Below are 12,456 nucleotides of genomic sequence, written 5' to 3' on the forward strand. Positions count from 1 at the left end.
AGACATTAATGTAAATGACGGTATTCGTGCACGTGAGTTGCGAGTTATTGATCAAAACGGTGAACAACTTGGCATCAAAACACGTATCGAAGCACTTGAAATTGCAGCTCGTGTCAACTTGGATCTTGTTCTTGTGGCTCCTCAAGCTAAGCCGCCGGTTGCTCGGATCATGGACCATGGTAAATTCAAGTTTGAGCAGCAAAAGAAAGATCGTGAAATCCGTAAAAATCAGAAAGTGATTGTCGTCAAAGAAGTACGCTTAAGCCCTTCAATTGACGATCACGATTTCAACACGAAACTTCGCAATGCAATCAAGTTCCTTGAAAAAGGCGACAAAGTGAAAGCTTCTATTCGTTTTAAAGGCCGTGCGATTACGCACAAAGAAATTGGACAACGTGTACTTGAACGTTTCGCAGAAGCGTGCAAAGAAGTTGCGACAGTTGAGCAGCGCCCGAAAATGGATGGTCGCAGCATGTTCTTGATGCTTGCACCAGTTAACGAAAAAGAATAAGAGATCATTGTTTAGGAGGAATTCGAAATGCCGAAAATGAAAAGCCATAGCGGTGCATCAAAACGTTTCAAAAAAACGGGTACTGGTAAAGTAAGACGCCACAGCTCACACACTAGCCACTTATTTGCAAACAAATCTACAAAACAAAAGCGTAAACTTCGCAAAGGGAAACTTGTTTCTTCAGGCGACTTGAAACGCATCAAATCATTAATCTATAACATGAAATAAGAAAAGCTAATGCACCCGTGTAGATTCGACGGGTATAAGGCGAAGGGGCAAAGCGGCGTTTTTGCCGCACAGCCACTTTGACTTATGACCCCGAGAATCTGGGTGCTTGAGTCTAGACATGCAACAAAAAATCGAATTATTTATATTCAGCAGGAGGTAATGTGATATGCCACGCGTAAAAGGTGGAACAGTGACGCGCCAGCGTCGTAAAAAGGTCATTAAATTAGCAAAAGGTTATTATGGTGCAAAGCACATCCTTTTCAAAGTAGCAAACCAACAGGTAATGAAGTCAGGTAACTATGCTTACCGTGACCGTCGTAACAAAAAACGTGATTTCCGTAGACTTTGGATCACACGTATCAACGCAGCAGCTCGTATGAACGAAATTTCATACAGCCGTTTAATGCACGGATTAAAAGTTGCAGGCATCGACATCAACCGCAAAATGTTAGCTGAAATCGCTGTATCTGATGCAGCTGCATTCACAGCATTGGTTGACCAAGCGAAAAAAGCAGTAACTAAGTAATTAAAAGCGAAAGTGCCTGTTCAGATCCGACAGGCTTAAGACGGACCACCGAAGCGGCGTTTTTTGCCGCACAGGTGGGCTGACTTAAGTCCCGAGGATCTAGGCACTGCAGCTAGATAATAAAAGCGGAAATGACCGTTTTGCTCCGATAGGCATAAGATGAACTTCCCTAGTGGCTTTAGCCGCGTAGGAAGGGCAGCTTATGGCCCGAGGAGCAGGTCATTGCAGCTAGATATTAAAAGCGATAGTGCCTGTTCATTGCAGTCCATAGACCTCACACAACTAGAAAGCTGCAATGCATAGGCATTTAACGCAACAATAAAAAAGACTGACGATTTTTCGTCAGTCTTTTCTTATGGAGGAAAATCCGATGTTTTTAATTATCTTAATATATATGGCGATTTTAACAATGATGGCTTTTGTGATGATGAAAATTGATAAACACCAAGCGCAACACCGGGGACAACGAATCCCTGAAAAAAACTTGTGGACAGTTGCCATTTTTGGTGGCGGGATCGGTGCGTATCTCGGCATGATGATTTTTCGTCATAAAACCAAACACACCAATTTTCGTATAGGTTTTTTAGTGTTAGCGCTACTTGATGGTGCATTGTTAATTTGGAGTTATCAAAATTTCTAAACTAAACACCTTAATCTTCTTGTTTCATTAATCGCTCAATTGGGTTTTTCCAGCTAATGTGCGCTTCTGGGTAGTTCATCAAAATTTCCTTTTCAAGAAAACGGAAATCTTCTTTTGTGAAACCCTGCAATTGGTCGGGATCCGCGACCCACACAAAAATCGATACCACTTCAAAAGATTGATCTGTCGTGCCTAAGTATTTTTCGCCTTCAAACAAGACACCACGAAGAGCGATAAAGAAGTTTTTTTGTACGTTTTTTACATCATCCAAAAAATAATAATTTCCGGCTTCCAGTGCGGCATCCAACTTTCTTTTGGGATCCACGATATAACGGATCAATCGATAAAATAAATAGATAATTATTGCCAATACAATGAGGCGGATGAGAAAAGCCATTTGAATTACCTCCTGTTTTACATATTTCTACTAATTAGTATACGAGTTGAAAGTAAATTGGTTTCACGATTTAATAGAATAAAGGGGAGATTCGTATGAAACTACAAAAATTGTTTAATATGCAAGAAGAACTCGATCGCTTTATCCAATCAAATCAAAATATTAATGAAGATGTATTCCGTAAAAAAGGATTGGCTTTATTAGTGGAGCTTGCAGAACTTGCGAATGAAACACGCTGCTTTAAATTTTGGAGCACGAAAGGCGCATCAGAACGCTCTGTTATTTTAGAAGAATACGTGGATTCTATCCATTTCTTGCTGTCACTCGGCATTGAGAAAAACTTGAATACGTTAGAAAGCTGGCCAGACCCAATAGCCGAAAAAGAACTGACCGAGTTATTCCTTCGCACACAACAGGCTATTCAAAAATTTCTTGAAAATTACTCGATGTCTAACTATATGGAAGTATGGAGTTGCTACGGTGGATTAGCTCGGGCACTTGAATTTAACTATGAAGACGTCTTGGAAGCATATATTCAAAAAAACAAAACCAATTACGATCGCCAACATGACGGCTATTAATAAACGAATGTTTTGATAATTGGTAGTTATTCCTTTATAATAAACAGGCAATGGATTATTTAGGAGGTCGAAATAATGACAAAATTGGATGAAACACAATTAATGTTAAAAGAATTGACCGACGCCAATGGCATACCGGGGAATGAACGCCAATCGCGCGAAGTAATGAAGAAATACATAGAACCATATGCTGATTCAATTGAAACAGACGGCCTTGGAAGTTTAATCGCTAAAAAAGAAGGATTAGCTGGTGGACCAAAAATTATGGTAGCGGGTCATTTAGACGAAGTAGGCTTTATGATTACGCAAATCGATGAAAAAGGCTTTTTAAAATTCCAACCAGTAGGCGGTTGGTGGTCACAAGTCATGTTAGCGCAACGAGTGACGATTACAACTCGTAGCGGAAAAGAAATTACGGGTGTCATTGGTTCAAAACCGCCTCACATTCTAACTCCTGAAGCACGTAAAAAACCTGTTGAAATTAAAGATATGTTTATTGATATCGGGGCGTCTTCTCGTGAAGAAGTAAAAGAATGGGGTGTAACGCCAGGAGATATGGTCACACCTTATTTTGAATTCACAGTGATGAACAACGACAAACTATTGATGGCAAAAGCTTGGGATAACCGCATTGGCTGTGCTATCGCAATTGACGTATTAAAAGGACTGAAAGGTGTAGAACACCCGAACGTAGTATACGGAGTTGGCACAGTGCAAGAAGAAATTGGTTTGCGCGGGGCAAAAACTGCAACTGCTAAAATCCAACCAGATATCGGATTTGCGGTTGATGTAGGGATTGCTGGAGACACGCCAGGAATTACGAGCAAAGAATCCACTAGTAAAATGGGGGATGGCCCACAACTATTACTTTTCGATGCTTCTATGGTCTCTCATCGCGGCTTACGCGAACTTGTGGTCGATACTGCTGAAGAAGCGGGTATTCCATATCAATTTGAAACGATTGCAGCCGGTGGAACAGACGCTGGATCGATTCACTTAACAGCGAACGGCGTTCCTGCTCTTGCAATTGGTGTAGCAACACGTTACATTCATTCGCATGCAGGCATACTGCACCGTGACGATTACGAAAACGCGGTGAAGTTAGTCATTGAAGTGATTAAAAAACTCGACAAAGACACAGTCGCACGTATTACATTCGAATAAAATTGGAAAACCCCTTCGCTTCGAAGGGGTTTTTTATGTTTTGCAAACAAAGTAGTATTATGCGCAAACAAAGGCTCACTTGCTGCAAACAAACACTGTGGTAGCGCAAAGAACATTGGCTATACCGCAAACAAATCACTCAATCCCACAAATAACCAAAGATTTTTCGCTTTTCGCTTGCGAAAAGCATCCAATTTGAGATTTTCAGGTTTTCAAAAGAATGCTATACTCTATTTATTCTGATAGGAGGTGCTCTATGCACAAAAAAGGACTCGTTTTACTCACTCAAACAGAGTCACTCGAAAGGTTATTATATCGATTGCCTGAACATCACCCGCAACGCCAATTTCTGCAAATCGAGTTGTACCGAAGTGCTGCAGGAAAGCGAGGAGAGGACAGGCTCGTACGAAAGTTAGTTGAATTTAGTCCAGATGAAAATTACCGTTTTATGCAGAATGTTTGTTTGTCGCTTGGCGATTGGAAAATCCAAATAGACGGATTATTGCTGACAGAACGTGGCGCGATTGTTATAGAGTCAAAAAACATTAGCAGCCAGCTGTATTTTGATAATCTAACAGGCGAATTCGCTCGGACCGATTTAGAAGGTGTACGTACGGTGATGGAAGATCCCACGACTCAATTAAACAAGAATATTCGCTTTCTTACAAAATTCTTTAAAATCCACAAAATCAATTTGCCAATCAAAGGAATCGTCGTTTTCACTTCCAAACAATGTGAATTTGTTGCGAAGCCGCAAAATAACCTAGTTTGCAAAACCTATCAATTGATTGATTATTTATTCAACATACTCAACTCTTTCCCCGAAATGACTACCCAACCCCATTTGTCAAAAATCGAAAAGATTCTTCAAAAACATCAATCTCCCTATAAACGCATTCCTTTGTGTCAGTTGTATACGATCGCTTTTTCTGAGCTACGCACCGGTATTTATTGTGCTACTTGCAAAAATCATCAGATGATCAGGAAAAAACGATGCGGCTGGATATGCGAGGTGTGCCAATCGGTAGACCCACTCGCGCTGGAAATTACGGTTCAAGAATACTTTTCGCTCGTTCATACTCAATTGAGTAATAAGCAATTAAGGCAGTTTTGTAATCTAGAATCTCCATATGTAGCCTCACGTTTGTTGTCAACTTTTGATTTTGAAACGACTGGGGCATTACGCAACCGAACTTATCAATTAAAGAATAAAAACTAGCTTTTCACTCCGGTGAAAAGCTTTTTTGCGTTTTGCAAACAAAGTGTCGGATTGCGCAAACAAACTATCATAAGTTGCAAACAACCGGATAGATAGCGCAAACAACGGCGTTTATCCCGCAAACAAACTCACTCATCCCGCAAACAATGAAATTCTCAAATTAGAATTGATAGAGATTGCGCAATAGAGCCTATCAAGTAAGAGTAAAGACAAATTATTTTTGCGTTTTGCAAACAAAGTGTCGGATTGCGCAAACAAACTAGCATAAGTTGCAAACAACAGAAAAGATAGCGCAAACAACGGCGTTTATCCCGCAAACAAACTCACTCATCCCGCAAACAAACAAATCCTAAATAAAAAATGTACATAATTATTGACTTTATGTTAAGTATAATATACATTATGTTATATAAACCGAACATGAAAGAAGGAAGGATGAAGCAGATGCTCAAAAATCGTGTAAAAGAACTCAGGGCTCGGTACGGCTTCACACAAAGTGATCTTGGCAAACAAGTAAATGTCACACGGCAAACCATTGCTTTTATTGAAAAAGGGGAATTTTCACCTTCCATTACACTTTCGTTAAAACTAGCAAAAGCGTTACAGACAAATGTAAACGACTTATTTTGGTTAGAGGAGGACGAGGAACATGAAAAGTGATTTTCGCATGCAGTATCCACTGTGGATGATGGGATTTATTGTGGTACTAGGAATGTTCTTATTTGGAGTCAGTTCTCCAACGACAACTATTGTCAATTCGGAAAGAGAGCAGAGTTTTTTGCTCGAGCTTGGACCAATCGGCGGATTGTTCGCTATTGGAGCCGTCATCCTATACTTCCTGATGATGATTGTTTTTTATACCCAATTAAAACGTCATAACAAAAAGAATCCTTCAGAAAAAATATCAATTTTTCCAATCCGTCCTCCTGAATATTTAGAACAAGATGAAGGGATGACACACATTACACGAAAAGCATCTCAAAAAGTATATACTTTTATGTCTTGGAGTTTGCCGCTTCTTGCAGTATTTGCAATGTTTTCACCTTTTACTCGTATTTACACCGTTTTTGCGATTTTAGTGATCGCTTTAATTCAATACGGCATTTATTACCGAGAAATTCGCAAGCATTTAAAGGAGGAAGATGAATGATTACTGAATACTTCCTAGTTTTTTTAGGAGCAGCCATTCCTTGGTTTGAAATCGCCGTAGTTATTCCGCTTGGCATCGTTTGGGGCTTGTCGCCCTTTTGGGTAATGGTTTTGGCGTTTGTCGGCAACATGGTAACAGTGCTCGCTTTGATAATTGGTTTTGACCGATTCAAGATTTGGTACACGAAACGCCAAGAAGCAAAAGGCAAAGCAGTATCGAAAAAAAGTGAGCGCGCTAAAAAAATCTGGAATCGATATGGCTTGCCTGGTCTTGCGTTGCTTGGTCCCATTTTAATCGGCACGCATATTGCCGCGTTTATCGGGATGACACTTGGTGCAACCAAAAAGAACACGACTGTTTGGTTGACGATCAGCATTGCTGCGTGGACGCTAGCGTTTGGACTATTAACAGCACTAGGTTTTGATTTCTTCACGGATAAAATCTAAGCTGTGCTATACTTGAGCTATTCTGAAATAAAGGCGTGAACGTATAATGAAAAGAATTGAATCAAATCAAAACTCACTCGTTAAGCATTGGAAAAAGCTTAGCACTACACGGAAAGAGCGCGATAAATTCGCGGAATTTTTAGTAGAAGGATTTCATTTAACCGAAGAAGCACTGCGTAAAAAAGATCTTGTGAAATCACTAATCGTGCGCGAAGGCGTCGACATTCCAGAAGGCTGGGATATAGAAGGCGTTGCACATTATTCGGTGACTGCTGCTGTGGCGAAAGAAATTTCGGAAACCGAGCATACGCAAGGAATTTTCGCACATTGCGCGCAACCCGAATTTACTGAAGACGAACAAAAGTCATGGACAAAGCTATTGATGATTGATGCGGTTCAAGATCCAGGCAATATCGGCACTATGATTCGCACAGCTTCAGCGAGCGGTATTGACGCAGTGATACTTGGTAAGGGCTGCGCAGATCCGTACAACCCAAAAACGGTTCGTTCGGCACAAGGTTCGCATTTCCAGATTCCCATCGTAAAAGGGGAGTTGATGGAATGGACCGAACAAACAAAAGCGAGCGGCATTCCTATTTTCGGGACAGCGCTTCAAAACTCTACGCCGGTTCATGAAGCAAAAACGCTTGAGCAGTTTGCGTTAATTGTTGGCAATGAAGGCAGTGGGGTGGATCCGGTTCTCCTGCAACAAACCGATCAAAACTTAATGGTTCCGCTTTACGGCAGTGCAGAATCGTTAAATGTGGCAGTCGCTACAGGGATTTTATTGTATAGCTTAGTTCCGAAAAACTAAGTTTGATAAAACCAGAGAACTTTCGTATAATGAAGAGGTAAATAAGTAAAAGCGAAGAACGGGAAAAGTACGTTGCGCCCTTACATCACAGAGATTCTGCACCTTGACTGGAAGTGTGGATATGTAAACGCCTCAGAAGTTCACCCCGCGAGCTGCCCAACGGGACCAGTAGTGATACTGTAAAGATGGGCCGGTGAAGAGCCGTTATGTAAATGAGTGATTGCTATTTTGCAATAACTAGGGTGGTACCGCGAATAATGCCTCGTCCCTTTTCTGGGATGGGGCTTTTTACTGTCTAAGGAGGAGAAAAAATGGAAGCACAATTGCAGGAATTGAAAACACAAGCGCTTGAAAAAATTGCCGAAGCATCAACGGTTAAAGAACTTAATGATGTTCGTGTGGCGTATTTAGGGAAAAAAGGACCGATTACGGATTTATTGAAAGGCATGGGAAAACTTCCAGCTGAAGAACGTCCGAAAATGGGTGCTTTAGTCAATGTAGTACGTGAAGAAGTAACAACGCAACTAGAAGCTCGCATGGTTCTTTTAGAAGAAGAAGCAATCAATGCGAAATTGCAAAGTGAAACAATTGATATCACATTGCCAGGACGTCCTGTGAAAACAGGGAACGCACATCCGTTAACGCGTGTTGTCGAGGAAATTGAAGATTTATTCATTTCAATGGGTTACGAAGTGGCAGAAGGTCCAGAAGTTGAAAAAGATTATTATAACTTTGAAGCGCTAAACTTACCGAAAGGTCACCCGGCTCGTGATATGCAAGATTCCTTCTATATAACAGAAGATGTTTTACTGCGTACGCATACTTCTCCTGTACAAGCACGGACAATGGAAGCAAAAGGCGGAGAGCCGATTAAAATTATTTGTCCGGGTAAAGTATACCGCCGCGATAGCGATGACGCGACGCACTCACACCAATTCACACAAATCGAAGGATTGGTGATTGGAGAAGATATCCGCATGAGCGACTTGAAAGGAACACTTTCTGTGTTTGCTAAGAAAATGTTCGGCGATGATCGTGAAATTCGTCTTCGTCCAAGTTTCTTCCCATTCACTGAGCCTTCTGTTGAAATGGACATTTCATGCTTTAAGTGTGGCGGCAGTGGTTGCAACGTCTGCAAAAAAACAGGCTGGATTGAAATTCTGGGCGCTGGAATGGTACATCCAAATGTTCTTGAAATGGCCGGATATGACTCGAAACGTTTAACTGGATTTGCTTTTGGTATGGGTCCAGAACGTATTGCAATGTTAAAATATGGCGTCGAAGATATCCGTCATTTCTACACAAACGATGTTCGCTTTTTATCTCAATTCCAACGTACAGAACTTTAAGGAGGAAATAAAACATGCTCGTATCCATAAATTGGTTGAAAGACTACGTAAACACACAACAATTACCACCTGCTGAATTAGGTGAAAAAATCACACGTTCAGGTATCGAAGTAGATGCAGTGATTGATCGTTCACACGGCATGACAAATGTCGTTGTGGGTTATGTTGAATCTTGTGTTAAACACCCTGAAGCTGATAAATTATCAATTTGCCAAGTAGATGTTGGAGAAGAAACAACGCAAATTATTTGTGGCGCTCCCAATATTGCAGAAGGCCAAAAAGTCATTGTGGCACGTCCTGGAGCGAAACTTCCAGGTGGCATAAAAATTAAAAAAGCGAAACTTCGCGGAGAAGAATCAAATGGCATGATTTGCTCGCTTCAAGAACTAGGCATCGAAGGCAAACTAGTACCAAAAGCTTACGCTGAAGGTATTTACGTATTACCAAAAGATGCAGAAACAGGTTCAGACGTTATTGCAAACTTCAATTTAGACGATACGGTTCTGGAACTTGGGTTAACACCAAACCGTGCAGATGCGATGAGCATGTTAGGTGTTGCTTATGAAGTGGGTGCCATTTTATCTGAAGACGTTAAATTACCGGAAATCAGCTACAAAGAAGCGACAGACACAGCGGCTTCTATGTTGACATTAACGGTTGATGCGCCTGAAGCCAATCCGTTGTATGTTGCTAAAGTGGTCCGTAATATTAAAGTACAAGAATCGCCAATGTGGCTGCAACAACGTTTAATGGCTGCAGGGGTTCGTCCGCATAATAATGTAGTCGACGTTACAAACTACGTATTAATGGAATATGGTCAGCCTCTTCACGCATTTGACTATGATTTGTTGGGCACAGGCAATATTACGGTTCGTCACGCTAAAGAAGGCGAAATGATTACAACTTTAGACGACGCGGAGCGTAAATTATCTGCTCATCAATTAGTTATTACAAATGGTGAAAAACCAGTTGCGATTGCTGGCGTTATGGGCGGGGCAAACTCAGAAGTAAGTGATGAGACAACAACTGTTGTAATCGAGTCTGCTTATTTTGAGTCGGGATCTGTTCGTCAAACTTCAAAAGATCACGGTCTTCGTAGCGATGCAAGTTCACGTTTTGAAAAAGGTGTAGATCCAAATCGTGTCATTCCAGCAGCTGAACGTGCAGCACAGTTATTGTCTGAACTAGCTGGTGGCGAAGTATTGTCTGGTTCTGTTGTATTCGATAAAGTGTCAAAAGAAGAAAAAATCGTTAAAGTATCTCCAGACTTTATTAATAGCCGTCTAGGTATGAAAATTGCCTTTGAAGAAATGTTAGACATTTTAAACCGTTTGAAATTCACGACAGAAGCCGTCAACGGTCAATTGGTCATTTCTGTACCAACGCGTCGTCAAGATATTCAAATTCCTGAAGACGTCATTGAAGAAATTGCGCGTTTGCACGGCTATGACGAAATTCCTGCCACATTACCAGAAGCGGAAACAACTCCTGGTGGCTTGACACCTTATCAAGCAAAACGCCGCATTGTTCGTAACTTTTTAGAAGGCGCAGGGTTGTTGCAAGCAACGACGTATTCGTTAACGTCTGAAAAGTCGGCAAAACAATTTGCGTTGGAAAAAACAGAAACGACACGTTTATTGATGCCAATGAGTGAAGAGCGTAGCATTTTGCGTCAAAGCTTATTGCCGCATTTATTGGAATCAGTTACGTATAATACGGCTAGAAGAATGGATTCGGTAGCGTTATATGAAACGGGAGCGGTATTCTTAAAAGGCAACGACGAACTATTAAACGAACAAGAACATTTAGCAGTGGCAATCACTGGACTGTGGCTCGACAATAGCTGGCAAGGCGAGAAAAAACCAGTCGACTTTTTCGTGCTGAAAGGCATTGTAGAAGCTCTTAGTGCGAAACTTGGCGTTGAGCTAACATTCGAACGCGGTCAAATGGACGACTTGCACCCAGGCAGAACTGCGTTTGTTGTATTGAATGGCCAACGTATTGGCGTCATCGGTCAATTGCACCCGTCTGAACAAAAAGCGCGTGACTTGAAAACGACAGTAGTAATGGAATTAAACTTAGCAGCTTTGTTGAATCTTGAGACAGAAGCGTTAGTTTACACACAAGTTCCACGTTATCCGTCTATGTCACGCGACGTTGCATTAGTTCTTTCTAAATTTGTAGAAGCTGCAACGATCGAAAATGTTATCCGCAGCGCAGGCGGTAAACTATTAAAAGATGTTCGCGTATTTGACCTTTACGAAGGTGACAAAATGGAAGAAGGCAAAAAGTCAGTAGCCTTCTCGTTAACGTACTTTGATCCTGAAAAAACATTGACGGACGAAGAAGTAACAAAAGCACATGAAAAAGTATTAGCCGCTTTAACAGAAGTTGGAGCAGAACTAAGAAGTTAAAGTAAGTTTGAGTATTATATAAAAAAGGATGAATCCAATTGGATTCATCCTTTTTTTAGTATTTTAAGCATGATGGTATAATAAATTTACTTTTTATAGGACTTTATTGCTTCAAGATGCGAAAAATGTGGTAGTATTTATCTAATACGAATTACGGGGGTACTCTTATGAAGAGGCTAATAAAAAACGAAAGAGGGATATCTTTAGTAGAAATACTAGCTGCAGTGGTGATTTTAGGAATTGTCCTTGTTAGCGTCATGACTTTTTTCACTCAATCCGCAAAGTTTACTGCAAGCAATCATGAAACTTTAACGGCGGTTCAAGTTGGAGAAGAAGTGGTTTCTAAAGTAAGAGGGGTTAAATCTTTGACTGAGTTAACGGTTTCTCCGCAAAAATTTACTGGCAACGCTACAAAAGTTACTTCTACAACTTTGCATCCAGAATACACAATTACAATAGAAAAAACACAAGGTGTTGTTAAATCAAAATTACAAAAAGTGAGAATAGTGGTATTGGCAAAGAATAATGCCAGTAAGCCTAACTCTGCATTTACAACCGAAATGTTTTATGAGGTGAACTAGATGAGAAACGAAAATGGAATTACATTAGTAGAACTTCTAGGTGTCTTAGTAATAACAAGTATCATTATGGTTGTTATAATGTCTGTTTTTTCAACTGGGGCGAATTCATCTGAACGCACTGCGAGTCGACAGCAACTTCAGCAAGAATCTAATTTAATCGTTGAACAAATACGAGCGAGTTATTTGAAGAACGAAAAGGATAGTGCGGTCGAGCGACAATTTAAAGTTAGAGTTGATGGAAGTAAATTGTTAATTTCTAGAATTGATGGATCAAATGAAAATATTATATCGACAGGCTATCAATATAGTATGGGAACAGGAACGGGGCCAGCTGTTGTCGTTTTTGATAGAACTAAAGTTTCACCATTTTATTTGAAAACTTGCTCAAACAATCAGTGTTTTGAAGTGCAAACTTCGTTTAGTAAATTGAAATAGG

Annotated in this window: 16 protein-coding genes and 1 other annotated feature; of the genes, 15 read left to right on the forward strand and 1 reads right to left on the reverse strand. The window is 40.6% G+C overall.

Annotated elements, in window-relative coordinates:
* Positions 1-4: 4 nt before the first annotated feature.
* The 4 genes from infC to BCM40_RS06400 all read left to right on the forward strand — a co-directional run bounded on the left by infC (position 5) and on the right by BCM40_RS06400 (position 1,905).
* A complete protein-coding gene (infC, locus tag BCM40_RS06385; RefSeq protein ID WP_039863440.1) occupies positions 5-511 on the forward strand; it encodes a translation initiation factor IF-3 in 507 nt (168 codons plus the stop codon).
* Between the two features lie 27 nt (positions 512-538).
* The gene (gene rpmI / locus BCM40_RS06390; protein WP_008432253.1) at positions 539-739 is read left to right on the forward strand and encodes a 50S ribosomal protein L35; all 201 of its coding nucleotides are present in this window, start codon (positions 539-541) and stop codon (positions 737-739) included.
* A gap of 166 nt (positions 740-905) precedes the next feature.
* On the forward strand, positions 906-1,265 hold the full coding sequence (rplT, locus tag BCM40_RS06395) for a 50S ribosomal protein L20 (protein WP_006831130.1): 360 nt from the start codon (positions 906-908) through the stop codon (positions 1,263-1,265).
* Between the two features lie 370 nt (positions 1,266-1,635).
* Positions 1,636-1,905: a DUF1294 domain-containing protein gene (locus BCM40_RS06400; RefSeq protein WP_065526663.1), complete on the forward strand. Its 270-nt coding sequence runs from the start codon at positions 1,636-1,638 to the stop codon at positions 1,903-1,905.
* Between the two features lie 10 nt (positions 1,906-1,915).
* On the opposite strand, the gene BCM40_RS06405 is transcribed toward BCM40_RS06400, so the two are convergent.
* Positions 1,916-2,302, reverse strand: a complete 387-nt coding sequence (locus tag BCM40_RS06405; RefSeq protein ID WP_065526662.1) for a sigma-w pathway protein ysdB — start codon at positions 2,300-2,302, stop codon at positions 1,916-1,918.
* A 95-nt stretch (positions 2,303-2,397) separates the two neighbouring features.
* On the opposite strand from BCM40_RS06405, the gene BCM40_RS06410 reads away from it, so the two are divergent.
* The 11 genes from BCM40_RS06410 to BCM40_RS06460 all read left to right on the forward strand — a co-directional run bounded on the left by BCM40_RS06410 (position 2,398) and on the right by BCM40_RS06460 (position 12,455).
* A complete protein-coding gene (locus BCM40_RS06410; RefSeq protein ID WP_065526661.1) occupies positions 2,398-2,883 on the forward strand; it encodes a dUTP diphosphatase in 486 nt (161 codons plus the stop codon).
* 75 nt (positions 2,884-2,958) lie between these two features.
* A complete protein-coding gene (locus tag BCM40_RS06415; protein ID WP_065526660.1) occupies positions 2,959-4,047 on the forward strand; it encodes a M42 family metallopeptidase in 1,089 nt (362 codons plus the stop codon).
* Positions 4,048-4,303: 256 nt separating this feature from the next.
* On the forward strand, positions 4,304-5,266 hold the full coding sequence (locus tag BCM40_RS06420) for a nuclease-related domain-containing protein (protein WP_065526659.1): 963 nt from the start codon (positions 4,304-4,306) through the stop codon (positions 5,264-5,266).
* A 444-nt stretch (positions 5,267-5,710) separates the two neighbouring features.
* Positions 5,711-5,926, forward strand: a complete 216-nt coding sequence (locus BCM40_RS06425; RefSeq protein WP_065526658.1) for a helix-turn-helix transcriptional regulator — start codon at positions 5,711-5,713, stop codon at positions 5,924-5,926.
* A complete protein-coding gene (locus tag BCM40_RS06430) occupies positions 5,916-6,416 on the forward strand; it encodes a DUF3169 family protein (RefSeq protein ID WP_065526657.1) in 501 nt (166 codons plus the stop codon). Before BCM40_RS06425 ends, BCM40_RS06430 begins: the two co-directional genes overlap by 11 nt.
* A complete protein-coding gene (locus BCM40_RS06435; RefSeq protein WP_065526656.1) occupies positions 6,413-6,862 on the forward strand; it encodes a small multi-drug export protein in 450 nt (149 codons plus the stop codon). Before BCM40_RS06430 ends, BCM40_RS06435 begins: the two co-directional genes overlap by 4 nt.
* A gap of 46 nt (positions 6,863-6,908) precedes the next feature.
* Positions 6,909-7,676, forward strand: coding sequence for a TrmH family RNA methyltransferase (locus BCM40_RS06440; protein ID WP_065526655.1), 768 nt, complete (start codon positions 6,909-6,911; stop codon positions 7,674-7,676).
* A gap of 45 nt (positions 7,677-7,721) precedes the next feature.
* Positions 7,722-7,949 (forward strand) — a binding site (T-box leader).
* A gap of 38 nt (positions 7,950-7,987) precedes the next feature.
* On the forward strand, positions 7,988-9,025 hold the full coding sequence (pheS, locus tag BCM40_RS06445) for a phenylalanine--tRNA ligase subunit alpha (protein ID WP_008432271.1): 1,038 nt from the start codon (positions 7,988-7,990) through the stop codon (positions 9,023-9,025).
* A gap of 14 nt (positions 9,026-9,039) precedes the next feature.
* Positions 9,040-11,439: a phenylalanine--tRNA ligase subunit beta gene (gene pheT, locus BCM40_RS06450; protein WP_065526654.1), complete on the forward strand. Its 2,400-nt coding sequence runs from the start codon at positions 9,040-9,042 to the stop codon at positions 11,437-11,439.
* Between the two features lie 167 nt (positions 11,440-11,606).
* Entirely contained in the window at positions 11,607-12,020 is a 414-nt protein-coding gene (locus BCM40_RS06455) for a type IV pilus modification PilV family protein (RefSeq protein ID WP_065526653.1), read from the forward strand.
* Positions 12,021-12,455: a type II secretion system protein gene (locus tag BCM40_RS06460; protein ID WP_065526652.1), complete on the forward strand. Its 435-nt coding sequence runs from the start codon at positions 12,021-12,023 to the stop codon at positions 12,453-12,455.
* Position 12,456: the final 1 nt, after the last annotated feature.

It is taken from the genome of Planococcus donghaensis (assembly GCF_001687665.2).
Lineage (GTDB): Bacteria > Bacillota > Bacilli > Bacillales_A > Planococcaceae > Planococcus > Planococcus donghaensis.

Coding starts and splice junctions, on each gene's coding strand:
- rpmI (WP_008432253.1), top strand. CDS start 539: ATGCCGAAAATGAAAAGCCATAGCGGTGCATCAAAACGTTTCAAAAAA.
- rplT (WP_006831130.1), top strand. CDS start 906: ATGCCACGCGTAAAAGGTGGAACAGTGACGCGCCAGCGTCGTAAAAAG.
- BCM40_RS06400 (WP_065526663.1), top strand. CDS start 1,636: ATGTTTTTAATTATCTTAATATATATGGCGATTTTAACAATGATGGCT.
- BCM40_RS06405 (WP_065526662.1), bottom strand. CDS start 2,302: ATGGCTTTTCTCATCCGCCTCATTGTATTGGCAATAATTATCTATTTA.
- BCM40_RS06410 (WP_065526661.1), top strand. CDS start 2,398: ATGAAACTACAAAAATTGTTTAATATGCAAGAAGAACTCGATCGCTTT.
- BCM40_RS06415 (WP_065526660.1), top strand. CDS start 2,959: ATGACAAAATTGGATGAAACACAATTAATGTTAAAAGAATTGACCGAC.
- BCM40_RS06420 (WP_065526659.1), top strand. CDS start 4,304: ATGCACAAAAAAGGACTCGTTTTACTCACTCAAACAGAGTCACTCGAA.
- BCM40_RS06425 (WP_065526658.1), top strand. CDS start 5,711: ATGCTCAAAAATCGTGTAAAAGAACTCAGGGCTCGGTACGGCTTCACA.
- BCM40_RS06430 (WP_065526657.1), top strand. CDS start 5,916: ATGAAAAGTGATTTTCGCATGCAGTATCCACTGTGGATGATGGGATTT.
- BCM40_RS06435 (WP_065526656.1), top strand. CDS start 6,413: ATGATTACTGAATACTTCCTAGTTTTTTTAGGAGCAGCCATTCCTTGG.
- BCM40_RS06440 (WP_065526655.1), top strand. CDS start 6,909: ATGAAAAGAATTGAATCAAATCAAAACTCACTCGTTAAGCATTGGAAA.
- pheS (WP_008432271.1), top strand. CDS start 7,988: ATGGAAGCACAATTGCAGGAATTGAAAACACAAGCGCTTGAAAAAATT.
- pheT (WP_065526654.1), top strand. CDS start 9,040: ATGCTCGTATCCATAAATTGGTTGAAAGACTACGTAAACACACAACAA.
- BCM40_RS06455 (WP_065526653.1), top strand. CDS start 11,607: ATGAAGAGGCTAATAAAAAACGAAAGAGGGATATCTTTAGTAGAAATA.
- BCM40_RS06460 (WP_065526652.1), top strand. CDS start 12,021: ATGAGAAACGAAAATGGAATTACATTAGTAGAACTTCTAGGTGTCTTA.